The 21,682-nt window shown below is 52.3% G+C and carries 21 protein-coding genes; 18 read left to right on the top strand and 3 right to left on the bottom strand.

The features are described from left to right. The first annotated feature begins 655 nt into the window (after nt 1-655). Nucleotides 656-2,245 carry a peptide chain release factor 3 gene (locus H616_RS0108095; protein WP_027966917.1) on the top strand — a complete coding sequence of 530 codons (1,590 nt, stop codon included), beginning with the start codon at nt 656-658 and terminating at the stop codon, nt 2,243-2,245. A 17-nt stretch (nt 2,246-2,262) separates the two neighbouring features. Next, on the top strand, nt 2,263-3,030 hold the full coding sequence (locus H616_RS0108090; protein ID WP_027966916.1) for a TatD family hydrolase: 768 nt from the start codon (nt 2,263-2,265) through the stop codon (nt 3,028-3,030). Nucleotides 3,031-3,032: 2 nt separating this feature from the next. Here the strand turns inward: H616_RS0108090 and ygfZ are convergent, their stop codons facing one another. After that, nucleotides 3,033-4,067: a CAF17-like 4Fe-4S cluster assembly/insertion protein YgfZ gene (gene ygfZ, locus H616_RS0108085; RefSeq protein WP_035572750.1), complete on the bottom strand. Its 1,035-nt coding sequence runs from the start codon at nt 4,065-4,067 to the stop codon at nt 3,033-3,035. Nucleotides 4,068-4,241: 174 nt separating this feature from the next. On the opposite strand from ygfZ, the gene H616_RS0108080 reads away from it, so the two are divergent. The 6 genes from H616_RS0108080 to H616_RS0108055 all read left to right on the top strand — a co-directional run bounded on the left by H616_RS0108080 (nt 4,242) and on the right by H616_RS0108055 (nt 11,401). After that, nucleotides 4,242-4,439: a hypothetical protein gene (locus H616_RS0108080; protein WP_027966914.1), complete on the top strand. Its 198-nt coding sequence runs from the start codon at nt 4,242-4,244 to the stop codon at nt 4,437-4,439. Beyond that, nucleotides 4,439-4,846, top strand: coding sequence for an OsmC family protein (locus H616_RS0108075; RefSeq protein ID WP_027966913.1), 408 nt, complete (start codon nt 4,439-4,441; stop codon nt 4,844-4,846). The genes H616_RS0108080 and H616_RS0108075 overlap by 1 nt, the downstream gene beginning before the upstream one ends. Before the next feature lie 63 nt (nt 4,847-4,909). Beyond that, nucleotides 4,910-6,937 carry an excinuclease ABC subunit UvrB gene (gene uvrB / locus H616_RS0108070; protein WP_027966912.1) on the top strand — a complete coding sequence of 676 codons (2,028 nt, stop codon included), beginning with the start codon at nt 4,910-4,912 and terminating at the stop codon, nt 6,935-6,937. Nucleotides 6,938-7,228: 291 nt separating this feature from the next. Then, complete coding sequence (locus tag H616_RS0108065) at nt 7,229-8,734, top strand: fumarate hydratase (RefSeq protein ID WP_027966911.1); 1,506 nt, start codon at nt 7,229-7,231, stop codon at nt 8,732-8,734. 179 nt (nt 8,735-8,913) lie between these two features. Continuing rightward, a complete protein-coding gene (cls, locus tag H616_RS0108060; RefSeq protein WP_027966910.1) occupies nt 8,914-10,332 on the top strand; it encodes a cardiolipin synthase in 1,419 nt (472 codons plus the stop codon). 151 nt (nt 10,333-10,483) lie between these two features. Continuing rightward, on the top strand, nt 10,484-11,401 hold the full coding sequence (locus H616_RS0108055) for a LysR substrate-binding domain-containing protein (protein ID WP_027966909.1): 918 nt from the start codon (nt 10,484-10,486) through the stop codon (nt 11,399-11,401). Between the two features lie 61 nt (nt 11,402-11,462). Here the strand turns inward: H616_RS0108055 and H616_RS0108050 are convergent, their stop codons facing one another. Beyond that, nucleotides 11,463-12,578 carry a bifunctional nicotinamide-nucleotide adenylyltransferase/Nudix hydroxylase gene (locus H616_RS0108050; RefSeq protein ID WP_027966908.1) on the bottom strand — a complete coding sequence of 372 codons (1,116 nt, stop codon included), beginning with the start codon at nt 12,576-12,578 and terminating at the stop codon, nt 11,463-11,465. Nucleotides 12,579-12,704: 126 nt separating this feature from the next. Here H616_RS0108050 and H616_RS0108045 point away from each other — a divergent pair, with 126 nt between their 5' ends. Together H616_RS0108045 and H616_RS0108040 are read left to right on the top strand one after the other, a co-directional pair. Then, a complete protein-coding gene (locus H616_RS0108045; protein WP_027966907.1) occupies nt 12,705-13,622 on the top strand; it encodes a YihY/virulence factor BrkB family protein in 918 nt (305 codons plus the stop codon). Continuing rightward, nucleotides 13,619-13,903, top strand: coding sequence for an acylphosphatase (locus H616_RS0108040; RefSeq protein ID WP_027966906.1), 285 nt, complete (start codon nt 13,619-13,621; stop codon nt 13,901-13,903). The genes H616_RS0108045 and H616_RS0108040 overlap by 4 nt, the downstream gene beginning before the upstream one ends. Here H616_RS0108040 and H616_RS0108035 read toward each other — a convergent pair. After that, entirely contained in the window at nt 13,890-14,837 is a 948-nt protein-coding gene (locus H616_RS0108035) for a D-2-hydroxyacid dehydrogenase (RefSeq protein ID WP_027966905.1), read from the bottom strand. The genes H616_RS0108040 and H616_RS0108035 overlap by 14 nt on opposite strands. 238 nt (nt 14,838-15,075) lie before the next feature. On the opposite strand from H616_RS0108035, the gene H616_RS0108030 reads away from it, so the two are divergent. From H616_RS0108030 to tolR, 8 genes are all read left to right on the top strand, one after another. Next, nucleotides 15,076-15,336 (top strand): FmdB family zinc ribbon protein, encoded by a 261-nt coding sequence (locus H616_RS0108030; RefSeq protein WP_027966904.1) that lies wholly within the window; start codon nt 15,076-15,078, stop codon nt 15,334-15,336. 50 nt (nt 15,337-15,386) lie between these two features. After that, nucleotides 15,387-17,180 carry an aspartate--tRNA ligase gene (gene aspS / locus H616_RS0108025; RefSeq protein WP_027966903.1) on the top strand — a complete coding sequence of 598 codons (1,794 nt, stop codon included), beginning with the start codon at nt 15,387-15,389 and terminating at the stop codon, nt 17,178-17,180. 108 nt (nt 17,181-17,288) lie between these two features. Continuing rightward, complete coding sequence (locus tag H616_RS0108020) at nt 17,289-18,053, top strand: YebC/PmpR family DNA-binding transcriptional regulator (RefSeq protein ID WP_027966902.1); 765 nt, start codon at nt 17,289-17,291, stop codon at nt 18,051-18,053. Nucleotides 18,054-18,072: 19 nt separating this feature from the next. Continuing rightward, on the top strand, nt 18,073-18,609 hold the full coding sequence (gene ruvC / locus H616_RS0108015; protein ID WP_027966901.1) for a crossover junction endodeoxyribonuclease RuvC: 537 nt from the start codon (nt 18,073-18,075) through the stop codon (nt 18,607-18,609). 181 nt (nt 18,610-18,790) lie between these two features. Then, complete coding sequence (ruvA, locus tag H616_RS0108010) at nt 18,791-19,396, top strand: Holliday junction branch migration protein RuvA (protein WP_027966900.1); 606 nt, start codon at nt 18,791-18,793, stop codon at nt 19,394-19,396. 84 nt (nt 19,397-19,480) lie between these two features. Continuing rightward, nucleotides 19,481-20,503 carry a Holliday junction branch migration DNA helicase RuvB gene (gene ruvB / locus H616_RS0108005; RefSeq protein ID WP_027966899.1) on the top strand — a complete coding sequence of 341 codons (1,023 nt, stop codon included), beginning with the start codon at nt 19,481-19,483 and terminating at the stop codon, nt 20,501-20,503. A gap of 43 nt (nt 20,504-20,546) precedes the next feature. Then, a complete protein-coding gene (gene tolQ / locus H616_RS0108000) occupies nt 20,547-21,224 on the top strand; it encodes a protein TolQ (protein WP_205619074.1) in 678 nt (225 codons plus the stop codon). Between the two features lie 12 nt (nt 21,225-21,236). Then, entirely contained in the window at nt 21,237-21,677 is a 441-nt protein-coding gene (gene tolR / locus H616_RS0107995; RefSeq protein WP_027966897.1) for a protein TolR, read from the top strand. Nucleotides 21,678-21,682: the final 5 nt, after the last annotated feature.

Raw genomic sequence — 21,682 nt, 5'->3', positions numbered from 1 at the left:
CAAAAAAACTGTTGCCGCTAATAATATAGAGTTAGCCTTCATTACTTATTTCCTTGTTTTCGATTGTTTAATAGAAATATCAGCGAAAAACTAAAAATAGTACGCTGCCACATGTATCTTGATGACTGGCTCCAACAGGTCTGCTATTGCTGTTAACGCCTTTTCATCCCGTACTCTCTGAGTGATAAAAACTGTTAAACCCAATCTTACTGGTTGGTAAGGCCATGGCCGATCTGTAGCAGCAGCTTCACATTCTCGCGGAGCGAATGGGAACCGATCAGGCCACTCATGATTCGGGAGTTTCTCTGCTCATGTGCCAGTCTCCTCAGATTATGGTGAGCTTGGAGACTATCAGTACGAATAGGAATTATTCAAGTGATCCAGCAAAAGCCAGCGCGCTGGGTAGCTTGGTGTTCACTAAGTCGTCGGGGCGTGACTTCTGATTTGCGCCATTTTGTCTTGTCGCTAGGTACTTATACTGGTCGTTGCTCATTATGTGGGGTACTTGCGGGTGCCCAAGCATTTTTCTTGATCGTTTTGATCAACATAGCACCATTAGCGCCATAGCGTTACAATCTGCGCTATTCTGAATAACTCAGCGACGGCACTTTGAAGGTTAAGTACAAGTCTGAGTACAAATTTTCTTAGAGGTAAAATGAAAGACGCTCAGATAGCTCATGAGGCGGGGCTTAGACGCACGTTCGCCATCATTTCTCACCCCGACGCGGGCAAGACCACTATTACCGAAAAAATGCTGCTGTTTGGCAATGCCATCCAGCTGGCAGGTTCAGTTAAAAGTAAGCGTGATGACCGTCATGCCACTTCAGATTGGATGAAGATGGAGCAAGAGCGGGGCATCTCGGTAACCACCTCGGTGATGCAGTTCCCCTATCGTGGGCGGATGGTCAATCTGCTTGATACGCCGGGCCATGAGGATTTTTCCGAGGACACTTACCGGACTCTGACAGCCGTAGACTCCGCGTTGATGATGATTGATGGCGCGAAGGGCGTTGAAGACCGGACCATTAAACTGATGGACGTCTGTCGGTTACGCACTACGCCTATCCTGACCTTTATCAATAAGATGGACCGAGAAACTCGTGACCCGATAGAAGTTATGGATGAAGTCGAGACGGTGCTGAATATCCAGTGTGCACCGATGACTTGGCCGATTGGGATGGGGCGACAGTTTAAAGGGGTTTACCACCTTTATAACGATGTCATTCACCTTTACACCCAAGGCCAGGGTAGCCGTGTTCCCGAAGATAAACGCATCGAGGGGCTCGACAGTCCCGAGGTTGATACGGTGTTGGGGGCGGATTTAGCTGAAGAGTTGCGTATGGAGGTCGAGTTGGTTCGCGGTGCTTCTCACGAATTCGACCATGCTGCGTATTTGCGCGGCGAATTAACGCCTGTTTACTTCGGTACGGCTATGGGCAACTTTGGTGTGCGTGAAATGCTTGATGGTTTTGTTGAGTATGCACCGCCGCCTCAGCCCCGTGATACCGATACCCGCACTGTCACCGCAGATGATGGGGGCTTCACCGGCTTTGTATTCAAGATTCAGGCCAATATGGACCCCAAGCACCGTGATCGTATTGCTTTTTTGCGTGTGTGCTCAGGGAAATATGAGAAAAACATGAAGATGTGTCATGTGCGTATCGGCAAAGACGTTAAAATTGCCGATGCGCTGACTTTTATGGCCTCTGACCGTGCGCAAGTAGAAGAAGCTTGGCCTGGCGATATTATCGGTCTGCATAACCACGGCACTATTCAGATTGGTGATACGTTCACTCAAGGTGAAGACATGCGCTTTACCGGCATACCTCACTTTGCTCCGGAGTTGTTTAAGCGTGTACGTTTGAAAGACCCGCTCAAGATGAAAGCGCTGCAAAAAGGCTTGCAACAGCTATCCGAAGAAGGCGCAACTCAGGTATTCATGCCGGTTGATAATAATGACTTGATTCTTGGGGCTGTTGGGGTACTGCAGTTTGATGTGGTAGCTCATCGCCTGAAAGAAGAATATCGCGTGGACTGCATCTATGAGGGCGTGAATGTGCAGACGGCCCGCTGGATCTCCTGCAAAGATGAAAAAATGCTGGATGAATTTCGGCGCAAAGCCAGCGCTAATCTGGCCATTGATGGTGGCGGGCACCTCACCTATATCGCCCCGACTCGGGTTAACCTGCAGATGACCCAGGAGCGTTGGCCAGATGTCGAGTTCCATCACACGCGGGAGCACTAGGAATACTCGGTTTTCACATGCTGATTGACGCGCACTGCCATCTTGATTTTGCTGCTTTTGATACTGACCGTGAGATCGTCATTAAAAGAGCCCAGGCGGCAGGTGTGTGTCATTTTATTGTGCCAGCGACAACGCGTGAGTGTTGGCAGGGTGTGCTGGCATTAGGTCAGCGTATTGACGTCAGCGTGTGTTTGGGACTGCACCCTTATTTTATGGACTCTCATGAGCCGGATGACGTGGCGGCACTGGGTGAGGTGCTTGCAGCACACCCTGGCGTGGTTGGCATTGGTGAGTGCGGGGTCGACGCTCGCTTTCCCGAAACCTTAGAAGCCCAATGGGCGTTGTTCGATGCTCAGCTCAAGCTGGCGAAGCAGCGACGGCTCCCTGTTGTCGTGCACTGTGTGCAGGCTAATGATCAAGTGGCGAAGCGGTTACGTCAGCTGGCACTTCCTGCTGGCGGGTTGATTCATGGGTTTGCTGGGTCGCCTGAGCAGGCGCAGGCATTTCTTGATCTTGGCTTTATGCTGGGGTTGGGGGGCGCGTTGACTTACCCACGTGCCAAGCGGCTGCATCGTGCGGTAGCAGCACTGCCCGATAATGGTTTTGTTCTTGAAACAGACAGCCCTGACATGCCGCTTAAGGGGTGTCAGGGCGAGCGTAACGAACCATCGCAAGTTGCACGAGTGTGTCAAGCTGTGGCCTCACTACGCGGTGAGGCATCGGCGACAATTGCCGCTCAGTCAACAGCCAATGTCCGTGCTCTGTTTCAGCCTGCGGCACTGTAGTATCAGCTGTCCTCAGCCAGCTGTTCAGGATCAACGCGCTCGATGGAGTAGGGAAGGTTTAAGCGCTGAAGTTTGTGTCCATCAATATAGCGTTCTGGTTCAGGGTCGCGCTGAGTCACTACCGCCAGTACTTCTACTTTCTGATACGCGTCATATTCGGCGCTGATGACGTCACCTAATCGTTTTCCTGCTTCGTCAGTGATGAGGCTGCCTAGTGCTGGCAGAGTTTGGCAATCCAGTTGGCCTCGCATCAGCCGTTTTTTGACCTGGCCGCGAAAGTGAGCCCGGGCGACGACTTCCTGGCCGGTGTAACAGCCTTTTCTAAAACTGATACCGCCCAAGGCTTCCCAGTTAATCATTTGTGGCAGATACGTATCGCTTTGCTCGTTGCTTAACCAAGCAAGCCCAGCTTGGATATCATGAAGTGTCCAAATATTGCTGTTGACCGGTGATGTCTGTGTTATCAGCGTTTGCCATAGCGCGTCAGCGTTGTCTGTCGGAACACAAACCACCAGGCGCGGGCAGGGGCCAGGGTGCGCCAAGAGCTGACGTTGACTGTCGCCAGATTGATGCCAAACCGTCGGTGTGCTGACATCGAGTTGTACTTCTGCAATGGCATGGGCTTCTTTGCCCATTATGCCGATGATAGCCACATCATCGCGTGATGTTAGCTCTGCCTTGTAGAAAGGGATGAATTTTTTCAAGTGGGCAGCAAGCGGCCCGACAGCAGATTGATCAAGCAGTAGCCGGTAGTGGTTTTCTTCAACTCGCAACAGCTGGGCATTAGCAATAACTCTTCCCTTCACTGAGCAGAAGCAGGTTAACCCTGCGAAGTGCCCATTAATCAGGCTGAGCTGTGTGCTGGTCTGGCCTTGTAAGAAGCGTTCAGCATCACTGCCGATGACATCAAGAACGCCAAACTGCACCAGTGGCGTGATGACAGTAGTGTCAAATGCGTGTTGTGCCTGTTCAGGGGTGTTGAACTCGACCCGTGAATCATGGCGATGGCCGCCATTGCGGGTGATCCAATCTGTCATTATGGTTTCCTTGTCAGAGCGATACAGCGTTGCTATGTATGTTGTTGCCTATATGTTGCTACATGCAATGAGTGATGCGGGCGATTAGCTAGCTTTACAAGCACTGCTGGTAGCAGGGTGACGTGGTAGAATCAGGTGAATAGATCACTACATTAACCTGTCAGAGAGGTTGCAATGGCCCATCAGAGCCTGAGTTTCAAAGGTGTTAAAGATGCTGATCAGGTCAACCGCCTGACAACTGTCCTGATGATGCTGGACGGAGTAGAAAGTGTCGAGGTTGGTCAGCATGGTGCTGAAGTTGAAGGTCGCGTGCGTCGTAATGTACTGATTGACGCGATCAATTCGCTCAAGCTCAATATCGAGGTCTCCTGATGAGTATCAAACTGTACAGTGTTGCTGATGGAAAGTTGAGCCAACGGGCTGAAATCGAGGGGTTTGACGATTTACTGATTGATGTACCTGTTGCCTTCGGCGGCGAAGGTAAGGCGCCTGATCCGCATGACTATTTTGACTTGTCGTTGGGCGCTTGTAAGGCGATTACTTCGCGCATGTATGCCAAGCGCAAAGGGTGGCCGCTGGAAGGTGTTTCGGTAGTGGTGCAGCGTGATGAAAGTGATGAGCGTCGCGGTATCTACCGGCTCGATGTAGCAATGACCTTTCATGGTGAGCTCAGTGAAGAGCAACGTACGCGCCTAGAAGAAATAAGCCATAAGTGCCCAATTCATCGTTTGATGACAACATCGAGCGTTGAAGTGACCACACGGCAGTTGACTGCATAACGCACGATCAAGATCAGACGCCTGTGCGCGAGTTACGCCACAGGCCGTCACGCAGGAGAGCGCATGAGCAAGCCCTTTCGTTTACAGTCTGCCTTTCAACCGGCCGGTGATCAGCCCACAGCCATTGCCGAACTGGTTAGCGGGTTGGAATCTGGCTTGTCTCATCAGACGTTGCTGGGTGTTACCGGCTCCGGCAAGACATTCACCATGGCTAATGTGGTGGAAAAAATGCAGCGGCCAACTATTGTCATGGCGCCGAATAAAACACTGGCGGCTCAGTTGTATGGTGAGTTCAAGGCGTTTTTTCCTGATAACGCTATCGAATATTTCGTTTCTTATTACGACTATTACCAGCCTGAAGCTTATGTGCCGTCTTCCGACACTTTTATTGAGAAAGACGCCTCGGTTAACGACCACATAGAACAGATGCGTCTGTCAGCGACGAAAGCGCTTCTGGAGCGGCGAGATGCGTTAATTGTCGTCTCTGTATCAGCCATTTATGGTCTAGGTGACCCAGAGTTATATCTGAAGATGCGCTTGCACTTCACGCGTGGTGAACTGATTGATCAACGCTCATTTTTACGGCGCTTGGCTGAACTGCAGTACACCCGCAATGATATGGACTTTAAGCGCGGCACCTATCGTGTGCGTGGTGATGTGGTTGATATCTTCCCAGCAGATGCCGAAGACGAAGCGGTACGTGTTGAGCTGTTTGACGATGAGATCGATACCATTAGTTTATTTGACCCGCTGACTGGTGAAGTACGTGGGCGGGTACCGCGTATGACGATTTACCCGAAATCGCATTATGTAACTCCGCGGGAAACCATTCTGGGAGCCATTGACGAGATCAAAAAGGAACTGGTAGCGCGTCTGGAATGGCTGCGCAACAATGATCGCTTAGTGGAAGCACAGCGCCTTGAGCAACGCGTGTTGTATGATATTGAAATGATGCTGGAGCTGGGTTACTGCAACGGTATCGAGAACTATTCACGCTACCTGTCTGGACGTGAGCCGGGCCAGCCACCGCCAACATTTTTTGATTATCTGCCTGATGATGCTTTGCTGCTCATTGACGAATCTCATGTCAGCGTTCCTCAAGTCGGTGGAATGTACAAAGGCGACCGTTCGCGCAAGGAAACCTTGGTGGAATATGGATTCCGGCTTCCCTCCGCGCTGGATAATCGACCAATGAAATTCGAAGAGTGGGAGCATGTCAGCCCGCAGACCATTTTTGTTTCGGCCACACCCAGCAAGTACGAAGAAGAGCATGCAGGGCAGGTAGTTGAGCAGGTGGTGAGGCCGACCGGGTTGTTGGACCCTGAGATGGAAGTGCGGCCAGCATCAACCCAGGTCGATGACTTGTTGTCAGAAATTCGCCTGCGAACGACGGTGGGCGAGCGCGTGTTGGTTACCACCCTGACCAAACGCATGGCAGAAGACTTGACCGAATATCTCGATGAACATGATGTACGCGTGCGTTACCTACATTCGGATATTGATACTGTTGAGCGGGTTGAAATCATTCGCGACCTGCGTCTCGGTAAGTTCGATGTCCTGGTAGGTATCAACCTGCTGCGTGAAGGGCTGGATATTCCGGAGGTTTCACTGGTTGCTATTCTGGACGCCGATAAAGAAGGCTTTTTGCGTAATGAACGGTCGTTAATCCAGACCATTGGTCGCGCGGCGCGTAATGCGCACGGCAAAGCAATTTTGTATGGCGACCGTACAACGGACTCTATGCGCCGAGCGATTGATGAAACCGAACGGCGGCGTGCCAAGCAAATCGCGCATAACGAAGCACACGGTATTACCCCCACAACAATCACACGGTCAGTGGCTGATATTCTTGAAGCGGCTCAGGCACCCGGCAGCAACAGTAAACGCCGTAAAAATGAGCGTATGGTGGCTGAGCAGGAAGCCGCTTATGACTTGAACAGTTTGACGAGTGATCAATTGCGTAAAGAAGCCGTACGCCTGGAAGACGCCATGGTAGAAGCTGCCCAGAACCTTGAATTCGAAACGGCAGCTCGGTTACGTGACCAGTTACACCAGATCAAGGAGCGCCAGCTTAGAGTCGGTGCTGTTTAGTGAGTATGACGGCGTCCCATACCACCGCCATTGGATTAAAGAAACCATTTTGAGCACACAGATACGATGTGTTGTATGTTTTATACCGTTATCTTTTTTCTAGGTCTAAACCTTACAAACTCCCTCAAAAAAACTCGAAAACAGGGGTGGCGCTAAAACAATTTTGCGCCTGCGGAGCGTATATCAGATAGGGTATAATGCGGCGACTGTTGAAAAGCCCGCCATACCGTCTTACTCATGACCAAGAAGCGGGTATTCCGATTTCGATTCCAGCCAAGGAGCGTCTTGCTCATGACCGTGATTCGCCAGGATGATCTAATCCAGAGCGTCGCCGATGCCCTGCAGTACATCTCCTATTACCATCCTAAGGATTTTATCGACGCCATGGCGGCGGCATATGAAAGCGAGGAGAACCCCGCTGCCAAGGATGCTATCGCCCAGATTCTGATTAACTCACGGATGTGTGCCTTCGGTAAGCGTCCGATTTGTCAAGATACGGGGATCGTTACCGTGTTTGTCAATGTCGGCATGAACGTGCGCTTTGAAGCAGATATGAGCCTTGATGACATGATCAATGAAGGCGTTCGTCGAGCTTATAAGCTACCGGATAATGTATTGCGTGCATCGGTACTAGCTGACCCTGACGGCAAGCGAACGAATACCAAAGATAATACACCTGCGATCATTCACCACCACTTAGTCCCGGGTGACACGGTAGATATACAAGTGGCCGCTAAAGGAGGCGGCAGTGAAGCCAAGTCCAAGTTTGCGATGCTTAACCCATCTGATAGCGTAGTGGACTGGGTGTTAGAACAGCTTCCCAAGATGGGAGCAGGCTGGTGTCCGCCGGGGATGTTGGGTATCGGGATTGGTGGCACGTCTGAAAAAGCCATGCTGCTTGCCAAAGAAGCCTTAATGGACCCTATTGATATTCAAGAATTGCAGGCTCGTGGTGCATCAAATCGTGCTGAAGAGCTGCGCCTTGAGTTGTTTGAAAAAGTTAACCAGAGTGGTATCGGTGCGCAAGGGCTGGGCGGCTTGACCACAGTGCTTGATATCAAGGTCAAAGACTACCCGACTCATGCGGCCAATAAGCCGGTTGCTATTATTCCTAACTGTGCTGCAACTCGTCATGCACACATTGTTCTCGATGGTTCTGGCCCAGCCGTGCTACCTGCACCAGCGCTTGAAGATTGGCCAGAGATAACCCGCGAGACCGGCGATAACGTTAAGCGAGTGAATCTGGATACGATTACAGCGGAGGATGTATTGACTTGGCAGCCAGGCGATACCTTGCTGCTGAACGGTAAACTGCTGACAGGCAGGGATGCCGCCCATAAGCGCATGACAGAAATGCTCGCTAACGGTGAGCAGCTACCGGTTGATTTGAAAGGGCGCTTCATCTATTACGTGGGTCCGGTTGATCCCGTGCGTGATGAAGTGGTTGGTCCAGCAGGGCCAACAACAGCAACTCGCATGGATAAATTTACACGCACTCTACTTGAGCAAACCGGCTTGTTAGGTATGGTGGGGAAAGCTGAGCGAGGCGATGCGGCCATTGAAGCAATTCGTGACAATAAAGCCGTTTACTTGATGGCTGTTGGTGGGTCTGCGTACCTAGTCGCTCAAGCAATCAAGAAAGCGCGAGTGGTGGGCTTTGACGATTTAGGCATGGAAGCCATCTACGAGTTTGATGTTGAAGATATGCCGGTGACAGTTGCGGTTGATAGCAAAGGCAGCTCGGTACATAAAACGGGGCCTGCTAAGTGGAAAGAAATTATTGCTAAACGTGCGTAACGCGCGAGTCTGAGGTCGCTTTGCTCTATCGGCGACCGCAGACACCGTTGGTTTATGCCATACGGCGGTCCCATTGTGGGCCGCCGATTGATTGTTTATCACCTGAACGGGCAGTAAGCCGCTGTATTTTTCACTCTGTTTCTTAAAGCCTGACGCACGCTCGGGCATGTGAGGTATCCATGGCGTCCTGGCTGCTGGGTGTAATCATCCCGCTCATTCATATTCTTGGCATGCTGTCAGCGCTGCATGCACTGATGTCCAGCCGCACCTCTCAAGGCGCGATTGCTTGGATTATTTCCCTGATTTTGATGCCGTATTTGGCCGTTCCCACGTATTGGGTGTTTGGCCAACCGCGTTTTTATGGCTATGTTTCTGCACGTGGACACAAGGATACTGTGCTGCGACGCGCACTGTCAGAGTACCAAAACAGTGTGGACCCATACCTGGCAAGTAGTAATAATCCCGATATTCTGGCCGTTGAACGCTTGGCGTTGATGCCTTTGACACGGGGAAATTGCTGTGAACTGTTGGTTGAAGGCGAGGCAACGTTCAAAAGCATTTTCGCCGGTATTGATGCAGCAGAAGACTACGTATTGATGCAGTTTTACATCATCCGTGACGATGCTCTGGGCCAGCGTTTACAGCAACATTTGATCGCTGCTGCAGAGCGTGGCGTACACACCTACTTACTGTATGATGAGCTGGGGTCACACCGCTTGCCGACGCACTATCTAGAGCGCCTGGTTCAGGCTGGGGTTATGATCAGTGCGTTTCATTCGTCACGTTTTAGACGCCACCGTTTCCAGATCAATTTTCGTAATCACCGTAAAATTACAGTGATAGACGGTCAGTCTGGTTGGGTTGGCGGGTTCAACGTCGGTGTAGAATATCTCGGTGAAGACAAACATCATGGCGCGTGGAGAGATACCCATCTCAAACTGACCGGCCCTAGTGTACAAGGTTTGCAAGAAGCGTTTTGGGAAGACTGGCACTGGGCTACTGGAGATATTCTGTCGCTCAACTGGACCCCGCGCGGAAGCTGTGCTGAAGACCATCGTGTTGTCATTGTGCCTTCGGGGCCAGCAGATCACCAGGAAACGGCTAGCTTGTTGGTTCAGCATGCGATTCATAGCGCGCAACAACGCCTATGGTTAACCAGTCCGTATTTTGTTCCTGATCGCAGTGTGCACGATGCCTTGCGACTGGCCGCCATGCGTGGCGTTGATGTGCGTATTATTTTGCCAGAGCGCCCTGATCAACTACTGGTTTTCTTGTCAGCTTTTTCATTTTTGCCCAGCATGATTCGTGCGGGTATTAAAATCTATCGCTATCAACCAGGCTTTATGCACCAGAAAGTCATACTAATCGATGATGAGGCAGCTAGTGTCGGCACGGTCAATCTTGATAACCGTTCCTTTCGCTTAAATTTTGAAATTACCGCGTTTCTACCTGACAAGGATTTTGCCGCCACTATTGAGCGTATGCTTGAGAAAGACTTAGCCGTTAGCCGACGCGTTGAATTGAGTGAAATAACCGAGCGTTCCGGTTTGAGCAAGTTGCTTTCACGAGCGGCTTATCTGCTTGCGCCGATTCAATAAGTTATGCGTCTAACGGTGACATGATAAGACACCTGAATGATTATACCGATAGGTAACTGCGAGCTAGTAGCGCCTGTCAAATGCGTGCCAAGTCACATCAACAGTGGCGTAGCATGGAAGAAAACGACGAAACAACAGGGCAGGAATAGCGGTGAACCTCGAAACAAAATGGCTTGAAGATCTTCTGGCGCTAGCCCAAACACGAAGTTTTTCGGCGTCGGCGCGTCAGCGCCATGTAACTCAGCCGGCATTCAGCCGCCGTATACGTGCGCTTGAACAGGCTCTGGGAACAACATTGGTAGACCGCTCCACTACACCTGTTGATTTAACATCAGAAGGGCACCTGTTCGTTATTACCGCACGCAACGTGATAGAGCAGCTTAATGAAAGCCTGGGGCACTTGAAAGGGCTGTCAATTGCTCAGGAAGCGCTGGATATTGTGGCGGCGCATTCACTGGCGCTGAGTTTTTATCCCCCCTGGATCTCTCGTTTACAAAAAGGGTTGGGGCAGCTGCCGACTCGTTTGGTTGCGATGAATGTTGGTGAGGCCATTCACGTCTTGCGCGAAGGCAAATGCGACCTAATGCTGGCGTACTATGATCCTTATGCCAGCATGCAGCTTGATGCCAAAGTGTTTCCATCATTTTCAATCGGCCAAGTAAAAATGTTGCCAGTATGTCTTCCCGATGAGCAAGGACGCCCCCGCTTTAGCCTCGCGGACGAGGGTGACATACCTTACTTATCCTATACTCAAGGCGCATTTTTAGGGCGCAGTGTGCGTATGCTACTGAAAAATGACCCCTTGAGTCTGCGTTTGCGTACTGTCTATGAGACGGCCATGGCAGAAGGGCTGAAAGGCATGGTGATGCAAGGGATGGGGCTAGCTTGGTTGCCGGATTTTTGTATCCGTAATGAACTCAAGGATGGCCGCTTAGTGCCCGCTGGAGACTCGCATCACGATGTGCCATTGGAAATTCGCCTATATCGCTGTTCATTAGTGCATAAACCAGGTGTTGAGCGCTTATGGCGGCAGATGATAGAGCTGCCAAGAGACGTACTCCAAGGTTAATAGCTGCAAGGTAAATAGCTACCAGGCTAGAAGCAGGGGGCTGCCATTGCCGCCAGATAGCTTAGGCGCCTGAAAAGCCCGCGGGTAAGCCAAGAAAATCTTGGATAATGAAAAAGTGATCTTCAAATAGCGTATCAGGCTCCAGGTCTGCCAATGCAACCCAGCGAGCCTGGTCGCCCCCTTTAACTGGCTTAAGCTGAGGAAGCTGTTGTTCTGGGCGTAGCGCAAAGTAGAATGCCTCGGCTAGGGTTCGTCCTCGTGAGCTACGGTGTGGTTCATCAAACAAGCGCTGGCCACGCAACGAACCTTTCAGCACCGGCTCTGGTACTTTCAACCGCACACGTTCGCGTAGCTCGCGCAAACAGGCATCCAGCAGCCGTTCATGGGAGTTAATAAATCCACCTGGCAAGGCGAATAATCCTTTGCCGGGCGACGAGCGGCGCCGAGTCAGCAGCACATGGCCAGACTGCACCACAACAGCATTGACGGTAACGAAAATTGGCGAATAGGGGGCTTGTGACCAAGCCTCACGATACTGGTCTAACAGTTGCTGCTCTTCGAGCAGTAGCCGGTAAGCATCGCTGTTAATAAATGCCTGAACGTTACTGACCACGCCAGGAGGTAGATCATGGCTGGCCGTCGTCATCAGGTAGTCGAGCGCCGCAGCAGGTGACCGAAACAAGCGCTCACGAATCTGGCTTGCTGAGATCCCTTCTACCATGGGAACGCTGACAGACTCCCATTGTGGAAACAGCGACAAGTAATAACTTGATTGACCGCGCCTGGCGCCAATTAGTCCGATGCGTGGTAGTCGAGTGAGGTTAGGCGGCGCAAAATCCCTAACCTTGCGCTGCACATCACTAACCCAGACATCATTGTTATAAAGGGCATCAAGCAGAGGCACAAACTCAAGACGCGAGGCGCTTTCATCATCAAAAGCACTACGCAACATTCCACTGCGCTCTTCAAAGCGCCAAGGGTTGCGCAAAGAGCGCGCTTGCCAGGCGGAACCGACCAGTACAATGACTTTTCGGGCGCGTTTTAATGCCTGGTGAATAACAGCCAAATGCCCTAAATGAGGGGGTTGAAAACGGCCGATAAACACTAGGCAGTCGAAGTCAACGCTATCTTGTTGAGGGGCTGCTAACGGCTCCTCTTGCTGCACTGTTTGGCCCATGACTGCCCTCCACAAAAAGTTGCATCATTATGCTGAGCTGCTGTTACGCACGCAAACCGCCTGCAATCTTCCGAGCGCTTCGGTATGCTTCAGCGCATGCAGAAACATTAGGGTAGGAGGCCCGCGATGAAGTCGACGATTCTGTTCTGGTTTGGTGTCACCCAAAGTGCTATTAAGCTATGGCTGCAGCGTAATGCGTTTAGTTATGCTGGCTCACTGGCATTCTACACGCTGTTTTCATTGGCACCGATCGTTATCATCGCGGTGACAGTGATTGGCCTGGTGTTAGGAGAAGATGCAGCAACGGGCCAAATTGTTAAGCAGCTTGAGGACACGATGGGGAAAGGCGCTGCTGAAGCCGTGCAAAATGCGGTGGCTCAGTCGCGCATTCAAGAGTCTGGATTGTTGCCTTCTTTGCTGGGCGTTGGCGCCTTGCTGGTGGGGGCAACCACGGTATTTGGCCAAATGCAGTTCTCGCTTAATACGTTGTGGGGCGTCACCGCTCGTCCTAGTGCAAACAGCGCTTGGTTATTTATCAAGAAGCGAGTCCTTTCGTTGACTGTCGTTGTTTCTATCGGCTTTATATTTTTGGTTTCTCTGGCGCTTGGTGTGGTTGTCAGAACAATGTTGCGTGCAGCTGACAGTTTGATGCCATTTGTGAGCCTGTTGTCTAGTGGCGTTGAGCTTCTGGTTTCTTTGATTGTTGTGGCGGCGCTATTTGCCACAATTTTCAAGGTATTGCCTGATGTTGTGCTCAGCTGGCGTGATGTATTGATGGGCGCAGGGGTAACCGCTGTCCTGTTTGTCATTGGACGTACAGCCATTTCCATGTATCTCGCCCACACCGCTACCGCTTCAACGTATGGAGCGGCAGGCTCTGTCGTCGTAATCTTGCTGTGGGTTTACTACTCATCACTGATCTTGTTGTTTGGGGCGGCCTTCACTAAGTGCCACCTGTTAGCGACGGGACGACAAGTGATCCCGCGCAATACGGCTGTACGCGTTAGCCAAGAGCTGGAGACCGAAGGAGAGGACATCAAGTGAGCAGCTTATGCGTAAAAGCACGAATTAGTGGCAAAGTGCAGGGGGTATGGTACCGACGCTCGACTCAGCAAAAAGCCGTTAGCTTAGGAGTGACAGGGCATGCCATTAATCTGGAGGATGGCAGTGTTGAAGTGCTGATGTATGGCGGTGCTATGCAAGTGGACGCACTTAGCCAATGGCTGTGGCAGGGCTCTGAAGACGCCCAGGTAGCTAAGGTTGAGCTGGAGCCGGTGAATCACGACGCCAGCAAGCCCTTGCCTGATGCCTTTACGACGGGTTAACAGCTTGGTTAGTAAAAGAGCGGATGTTTTCGGCAGTTAAATCGAGAATCCGCTGGCGTGCTTCAGGGGCTATCCAGGCATTGTGTGGCGTTACTATCAGATTGAGCGGCTCATGTAACGCATCCAGCAACGGATGGCCATCGCTAGGTGGTTCGACTGGCAGCACGTCAACACCCAGCCCACCAAGATGTCCTTCACGCAGAGCATCCAGTGCCGCTTTTTCATCAATGATGCCACCGCGCGCGCAGTTTACTAGCAGTGCTCCTGGCTTCAGGCGCTTAATTAGGGTGGCGTTCATTACGTGCTGGGTGTCGTCGTTTAGTGGACAGTGAAAGCTGATGGCATCAGCGTCAGGGGCAAGGCTATCGAGGCCTGGGCGCGGGTCATCCGCCGCTCCAGGACGCGCCGTAAAGCTGACTCGCATACCGAAGGCCCCTGCCAATGTGGCGACACGCGAGCCAAGCTCTCCTTCGCCAACAATGACGAGATGCTTGCCTGAAAGCTGCATGCTTGGGTGATTAAACAGGCAGAAGTAGGGGCTTTGTTGCCACTTGCCATCAGCAACATCACGCTGATAAAGCGGAGTGCGAGCCGCCAGCGATAGCAAGATCATCAGCGTATGCTGAGCGACGCTTTCTGTGCCATAGCCTGTCACATTACGCACGCTGATGCCTCGTCGCTCAGCGGCTAACATATCAATATTATTGGTTCCCGTCGCCATGACACAAATCAACCGCAGGGATGGTAATGAAGACAGCACATCGTCGGTCAGGCGCACCTTATTGACCAGCGCAACATCGGCACCTTTCAGCCGCGCAACAACCTGCTCTGGTTCACTTTTTCCATGGATGGTCAGTTGGCTTGTGAGTGTTTTGATTGCCGATAGATCAACTCCCTGGCCAAGGCTATCGGCATCAAGTATGACTGCGTGCATGGTATCTGGCTCCCCTGGAGCTGAAGTGAGTGAAGATGGCTAAGTGAAAGAAGAATATAGAGCGATCTCACTGCGCGATCATCAGGTAATCACACAGAATTGTGCCTTGATCGACGCAGCAGGGTATAATAGTGCGCCTTGATTTCAGGCATCTGTTGAATCATGTGAATAAACAGCGATGCGTTGTTGCATTGCCCACTGAAATATTGTCAACATCGTCGTCTTTGGAGCTTCAAACATGCCCATCTACGAATACAAGTGCAAGGCCTGCGGCCATCGTTTGGAAAAACTGCAGCGGCTTTCCGCTGAGCCATTACGTGATTGTCCTGCCTGTGAGCAGGCAGAGTTGGCTCGCTTGGTTTCCGCGGCAGGCTTTCGTCTGGCGGGAAGCGGCTGGTATGAAACCGATTTCAAAACCGGCAGCAAGCAAAATTTGGCTAGCGACAGCGCCTCGGGCAACGCTACAACACCCAGCACCAAGGACGGAGCATCAGCGTAAACGCTTTGCCGCTCCCTCTTAAACGCCAACGCAACGAAACAGGAAACGACATGCGCAGCCATTATTGCGGCCAGCTCAATGAAACCATGGTGGATCAGACGATCACTCTGTGCGGCTGGGTTCATCGCCGCCGTGACCATGGTGGGGTGATCTTTCTCGACATGCGCGACCGGGAAGGTGTAGCCCAGGTCGTGGTAGACCCCGATACCGCCGAGGCCTTTGCCACGGCAGACCGTGCGCGTAGCGAATACGTACTGCGCATTCAGGGCCGTGTACGGCTGCGCCCTGAGGGCACTCAAAATCCAGGTATGCCGACAGGCCTGATTGAAGTGCTGGCCAAGGATGTTGAAGTGCTAAACAGTGCTGCAACACCACCTTTTCAGCTCGATGAGCACGGCAAAGTCGGTGAAGAAATTCGCCTGAAACATCGCTATATCGACCTGCGTCGCCCAGAAATGATCGACAAGCTGCGGCTGCGCTCGCGTATCTCACACAGTGTCCGCGGCTATTTAGAGGCCGAGGGTTTCCTTGATATCGAAACTCCGATCCTGACCCGCGCGACACCAGAAGGTGCGCGTGATTATCTGGTACCTAGCCGTACCCATGCCGGTAGCTTCTTCGCTCTGCCTCAGTCACCGCAGCTATTCAAGCAAATACTGATGGTGTCTGGCTTCGATCGTTACTATCAGATTGCCAAGTGTTTTCGTGACGAAGACCTGCGTGCTGACCGCCAGCCAGAATTCACCCAGATCGATATCGAGGCCTCCTTCGTTGAAGAGCAGGACATTATGTCGATCACCGAAGGCATGATTCGCCAGCTATTCAGCGATGTGCTTAATGTGGACCTGCCTGAATTTGGCCGCATGCCATATAGCGAAGCCATGAATCGTTTTGGCTCTGATAAGCCGGATATGCGCATTCCTCTGGAACTTACTGACGTCGACGACTTGATGAAAGGCGTTGATTTCAAGGTATTCTCCGGCCCAGCGAATGCTGAAGACGGGCGCGTCGCGGCACTTAAAGTCAAGGGCGGCGCTTCCTTGTCACGTAAAGAAATTGATGAGTACACCAAGTTTGTTGGTATCTATGGTGCTCGAGGCCTAGCATGGATCAAGGTGAATGACCGCTCCGCTGGGCTTGAAGGACTGCAATCACCGATTGTGAAGTTCATGGAAGGCGTGATTGAAGAGTTGCTTGACCGCGTGGGCGCTGAAGATGGCGATATCATCTTCTTTGGTGCCGACAAGGCCAATATCGTGAACGAGGCAATTGGTGCGCTGCGCGTTAAGCTGGGTGAAGACCTGAATCTCTACACCGCTGAATGGGCGCCGTTATGGGTGGTCGACTTCCCGATGTTCGAACACGATGGCACGCGTTTGCAAGCGCTTCATCACCCATTCACAGCGCCATCTTGTGACCTTGAAACACTCAAGGCCAACCCCGAGGCCGCGCTGTCACGAGCTTATGACATGGTACTGAATGGCACTGAGCTGGGTGGCGGCTCGATTCGTATCCATGACCAAGCCATGCAGCAGAGCGTGCTTGAGTTACTGGGCATTGGCGAGGAAGAAGCCAATGAGAAGTTTGGCTTCTTGCTGGATGCGCTGCAATATGGCGCGCCGCCTCACGGTGGTTTGGCCTTTGGTCTTGACCGTCTGGTGATGCTGATGAGTGGTGCGCGCACCATTCGTGAAGTCATTGCCTTCCCGAAAACCCAGAGTGCTGCGTGTCTAATGACCGATGCCCCTGGTGATGTGCGTCCGGAACAGCTTAAAGAGCTGAATATTCGGCTGCGCCAGAAGGTCAAAGCAGAAGGTGATAAAGAAGAAACCGCCGGTCACTGAGTGTTAGTCAGCGGCTAGAGCTGTTCCACCGGCGCCCATGTGGCGCCGGTGTCTTGTCTACTGTCTGAGAATGTGTGACGTTTCTACTTGCTGGTAAGGAGATGCGACATGGCCGGCCATAGTAAATGGGCGAATATTAAGCACCGTAAGGCGGCTCAAGACGCCAAACGGGGCAAGGTTTTTACCAAACTGATCCGCGAGCTTACTGTTGCTGCCCGCCAAGGGGGCGGCGAACCAGCAGATAATCCGCGCTTGCGAGCTGCAGTCGACAAAGCCTTGGCCAGTAACATGACCAAAGAGACCATTCAGCGAGCAATCGACCGTGGAGCAGGTACCGGTGATGACGTCGACATGGATGAGGTGGTGTATGAGGGCTATGGACCTGACGGTGTGGCGATTCTGGTTGAGACCATGACCGACAACCGTAATCGAACCGTATCGGAAGTTCGCCACGCGTTCAGCAAGCATGGCGGAAATTTGGGAACGTCTGGCTCGGTTGCTTTCATGTTCCATCGTCAAGGCCGATTAACGTTACCAGCGGAGATTAGCGAAGAAGACGCCATGGAAGCCACCTTAGAGGCAGAGCCTGAAAATATCGAAATACTGGAAGATGGCCGCATCGAGGTAGTGACAACGGTAGAGGGGTTCGGCGCGGTCAAAGATGCGTTGAACGTGGCGGGCATTATCCCTGAAGCCTCAGAGGTGGGATTGTTTCCTGAGACCTATACGTTGATCGATGATCGTGAACTGAGTCAGCGCCTGATTGCACTGGTAGACCATCTTGACGACTTAGACGATGTGCAAAATGTTGTGACTAATGCTGATTTCAGCGATGCCATCGTCGAAACAATGAACAGTGAGGCCGGCGCATGAGCCTTGCTGGGAAAGCGTCGTGCTGATTCTTGGCATTGACCCGGGATCACGGGTTACCGGCTATGGCGTCGTTGATGTCTCGGCCGCCCAACCATGTTACGTGGCCAGCGGCTGTATTCGCACCTCGGGTGACGACCTGGCCCAGCGTCTGGCACAGATATATGCCGGCATCAGTGAAGTAGTTGCTCGTTATGCGCCGGGTGAATTTGCCATCGAGCAGGTGTTTATGTCCAAAAACGCTGACTCCGCCTTAAAGCTTGGGCAGGCCAGAGGCTGTGCGATTGTGTGTGCTGCCAACCACGGCTTATTGGTCAATGAGTATGGCCCACGCCAGATCAAACAGGCAGTCACTGGCACAGGTGCTGCTGAGAAGGCTCAGGTACAGCACATGGTTACTGCTATTTTAGCGCTCTCGAGCACACCCCAGGCCGATGCCGCCGATGCCTTGGCGATAGCGCTAACCCATGCGTATTCACGCACAGGGCTCGTGCCTCGCAAGGGCTATGGCCGACAAGCCAAACGCAGCTCCAGCTGGCGGGAATACCGCCCTGACTGAGCGCGCTTTCGCCGAGCAGGTTTGCCCGTTTTTGTGAACACTCTTTCTTTTAGCGAACACTGTTTGCTCAAACTGGCATGACTGCTGGCTGAGCAGTATAGTGGGCGGTCATTGCTTCGCTATGAGATATACCGCACCTCTGCTTGAGGATGCCTTTTGCCTTCCCTAAGGACCAAAAAACATGATCGGACGCCTGCGTGGCACTGTGTTAGAAAAACGTCCACCTTGGTTACTGGTTGATGTGGCTGGGGTTGGCTACGAGCTGGAAATCTCCATGACAACACTGTCGGCGCTACCCGCCACCGGCGAAGACGTGGTGGTGTTTACGCATTTGACGGTGCGTGACGATGCTCACTTACTCTACGGCTTTGCCGGGGAGCGCGAGCGCACTCTATTTCGCGCCTTGATCAAGGTTAACGGCGTGGGGCCACGCTTAGCATTGGCGATTCTCTCTGGCATGGATGAAGACGCTTTCGTACGCAGTGTTCGCGAAGACGATACCAAGTCGTTAACGCGCTTACCTGGTGTCGGCAAGAAAACCGCGGAGCGCTTGATCATTGAAATGCGTGACCGACTGCCTGACTGGGAACCCACAGGGCAATTAATAAGCGAAAGCCACACGGAGGCAAATCATGGCGCCTCTCTGCTGGCTGACGCAGAGGCGGCCCTGGTCAGCCTAGGCTACAAGCCTGCTGAAGCCACACGCATGCTATCCGGGTTTGAGCATGAAGTCAGCGTTGAAGCCATGATCAAAGCTGCGCTTGCCCGTCGTATGGCAGGTAATTGATGACGCAAAAGCATCACAGTACTTGTCGGCGTTTGTCCTTTAACATATGCCTCCAGGCGTCTTTCATTTTCAGGAGCGTGCGGCATGCTGGAGTCTGATCGGCTGATAGCTGGTGATACCCATTCGGGCGAAACTCGGCTGGATCATGCCATTCGGCCTAAGCGGTTGGACGATTATATCGGCCAACCGCGAGTGCGTGAGCAAATGGAAATTTTCATCGGCGCGGCGCGTCAACGTGAGGAAAGCCTTGACCATACGCTGGTATTTGGCCCGCCAGGCTTGGGAAAAACAACCTTGGCAAATATTATTGCTGCCGAAATGGGGGTGGGGCTAAAGTCCACCTCCGGGCCAGTACTTGAACGTGCCGGTGATTTAGCCGCCATGCTGACTAACCTGCAGCCTGGTGATGTTCTGTTTATCGATGAAATTCATCGTCTGGCACCCGCCATAGAAGAAGTTCTGTACCCAGCCATGGAAGACTTTCAGCTGGATATCGTGATTGGTGAAGGGCCAGCGGCACGCTCTATCAAACTTGACCTGCCTCCCTTTACGTTGGTGGGCGCGACAACCAGAGCAGGCCTATTAACGTCACCGTTGCGCGACCGCTTTGGTATTGTGCAACGGCTTGAATTTTATAGTACGGAAGATTTAGCTGTCATTGTTGAGCGTTCTGCGCGTCTATTGCAGGTTGAGAGTGATCCGAAAGGGGCCTATGAAATTGCGCGCCGCTCCAGGGGAACTCCGCGGATTGCCAACCGTCTGTTAAGGCGGGTTCGAGACTTTACTGACATTCGAGGGAATGGTGTTATTAGCGCGGATATTGCTGATAGCGCCCTGAATATGCTGCACGTCGATCATCATGGGCTGGATCATATGGATCGCCGGCTGCTGTTGGCCATGATCGAAAAATTCGAGGGCGGACCAGTGGGGGTCGATTCATTGGCCGCTGCCATTGGTGAAGAGCGGGGCACCATTGAAGACATGATTGAACCGTATTTGATCCAGCAAGGTCTGATGATGCGAACTGCCCGAGGTCGAGTCGTTACGCGTCAGGCCTGGCTTCATTTTGGACTGTCGCCTGCAGGCCAGGCAACAGATCACAACTGACTTCTGTCGATTGCTACACACGAGGTATTCCGTGAACGAAACGATGTCTATCCCTCACCTTGTACTTAATGCCAGCGGTGTTGTTCAGGCTGTTATGCTGCTGTTATTAGTTGGGTCGGTATTGTCCTGGGTTATTATTTTTCAGCGCAGCATCGTGATGCGTCATGCCGCCAAAGCCCACCGGCAGTTTGAGGAACGCTTCTGGTCGGGAGTGGATCTAAACGAGCTGTATCGCGAAGAGCCAGCAAACGGCGAACCACAGGGGTCAGAGCATCTTTTCCGTGCGGGCTTTCGTGAATTTAACCGACTACTGTCGCGTACTCGCAGTCCTGCGGCCATTCTTGATGGTGTACAGCGCAGTATGCGAGTGGCCTGGTCGCGCGAAGAAGAGCGGCTCAACCATCACTTAGTGTTTTTGGCCACTGTGGCCTCCGCTAGCCCTTATATCGGGCTATTCGGCACCGTTTGGGGAATTATGGGGTCGTTTCAGTCTTTATCCATGTCGCAGCAGGCGACACTCTCTACCGTGGCGCCATGGATTGCTGAAGCTCTGATCGCAACGGCGATGGGCTTGTTTGCCGCGATTCCGGCGGTAATTTTCTATAACCGACTGTCGTCTGAGTCCTCGCGGCTGCTGGGTAAATATGAAGATTTTGCCGAAGAGTTCCACTCCATTCTGCACCGCAACCTGCAAGGACGCGGCGAGTCTGACGACAGCTGAGGACGACACGCCATGCTAGGACCATTTAACCGGATGGGTCGGCGCAAGCCGATGAATGAAATCAATGTGGTACCTTTCATCGATGTGATGTTGGTGCTGCTGGTCATTTTTATGATCACAGCCCCGATGCTGACCCAGGGGGTTGACGTCGAATTGCCACAGGTGACGTCTGAGCCTATTGATTCCAACGACAATCAAGATCCTATTATTGTGTCAGTGGATTCCAGTGGTGAATATTTCGTCAGCCTGAGCGGCGATGAAACCCAAGTAAGCCTGGACGAGTTGAGCCAACGGGTAATCATCCTGATGGAGCGTAACCCTGGTACTCAAGTTTTGGTGCGCGGCGATCGTAGGGTGCCTTATGGCGATATTGTTACGTTGATGGGCACCCTGCAGGTGGCTGGTGTGGCCAATGTGGGGCTGATTTCCGAACCGCCACCTGCCGAAGGCTGATAAAA

Source organism: Halomonas halocynthiae DSM 14573 (assembly GCF_000425725.1).
In the GTDB taxonomy this organism is placed as follows: Bacteria; Pseudomonadota; Gammaproteobacteria; order Pseudomonadales; family Halomonadaceae; genus Halomonas; species Halomonas halocynthiae.
This window is presented reverse-complemented; position numbering and strand designations above follow the sequence as displayed.

Excerpts from the sequence above, each read along its gene's own strand:
- H616_RS0108095 (WP_027966917.1), top strand. The coding sequence starts at position 656 with ATGAAAGACGCTCAGATAGCTCATGAGGCGGGGCTTAGACGCACGTTC.
- H616_RS0108090 (WP_027966916.1), top strand. The coding sequence starts at position 2,263 with ATGCTGATTGACGCGCACTGCCATCTTGATTTTGCTGCTTTTGATACT.
- ygfZ (WP_035572750.1), bottom strand. The coding sequence starts at position 4,067 with ATGACAGATTGGATCACCCGCAATGGCGGCCATCGCCATGATTCACGG.
- H616_RS0108080 (WP_027966914.1), top strand. The coding sequence starts at position 4,242 with ATGGCCCATCAGAGCCTGAGTTTCAAAGGTGTTAAAGATGCTGATCAG.
- H616_RS0108075 (WP_027966913.1), top strand. The coding sequence starts at position 4,439 with ATGAGTATCAAACTGTACAGTGTTGCTGATGGAAAGTTGAGCCAACGG.
- uvrB (WP_027966912.1), top strand. The coding sequence starts at position 4,910 with ATGAGCAAGCCCTTTCGTTTACAGTCTGCCTTTCAACCGGCCGGTGAT.
- H616_RS0108065 (WP_027966911.1), top strand. The coding sequence starts at position 7,229 with ATGACCGTGATTCGCCAGGATGATCTAATCCAGAGCGTCGCCGATGCC.
- cls (WP_027966910.1), top strand. The coding sequence starts at position 8,914 with ATGGCGTCCTGGCTGCTGGGTGTAATCATCCCGCTCATTCATATTCTT.
- H616_RS0108050 (WP_027966908.1), bottom strand. The coding sequence starts at position 12,578 with ATGGGCCAAACAGTGCAGCAAGAGGAGCCGTTAGCAGCCCCTCAACAA.
- H616_RS0108045 (WP_027966907.1), top strand. The coding sequence starts at position 12,705 with ATGAAGTCGACGATTCTGTTCTGGTTTGGTGTCACCCAAAGTGCTATT.
- H616_RS0108035 (WP_027966905.1), bottom strand. The coding sequence starts at position 14,837 with ATGCACGCAGTCATACTTGATGCCGATAGCCTTGGCCAGGGAGTTGAT.
- H616_RS0108030 (WP_027966904.1), top strand. The coding sequence starts at position 15,076 with ATGCCCATCTACGAATACAAGTGCAAGGCCTGCGGCCATCGTTTGGAA.
- aspS (WP_027966903.1), top strand. The coding sequence starts at position 15,387 with ATGCGCAGCCATTATTGCGGCCAGCTCAATGAAACCATGGTGGATCAG.
- H616_RS0108020 (WP_027966902.1), top strand. The coding sequence starts at position 17,289 with ATGGCCGGCCATAGTAAATGGGCGAATATTAAGCACCGTAAGGCGGCT.
- ruvA (WP_027966900.1), top strand. The coding sequence starts at position 18,791 with ATGATCGGACGCCTGCGTGGCACTGTGTTAGAAAAACGTCCACCTTGG.
- ruvB (WP_027966899.1), top strand. The coding sequence starts at position 19,481 with ATGCTGGAGTCTGATCGGCTGATAGCTGGTGATACCCATTCGGGCGAA.
- tolQ (WP_205619074.1), top strand. The coding sequence starts at position 20,547 with ATGTCTATCCCTCACCTTGTACTTAATGCCAGCGGTGTTGTTCAGGCT.
- tolR (WP_027966897.1), top strand. The coding sequence starts at position 21,237 with ATGCTAGGACCATTTAACCGGATGGGTCGGCGCAAGCCGATGAATGAA.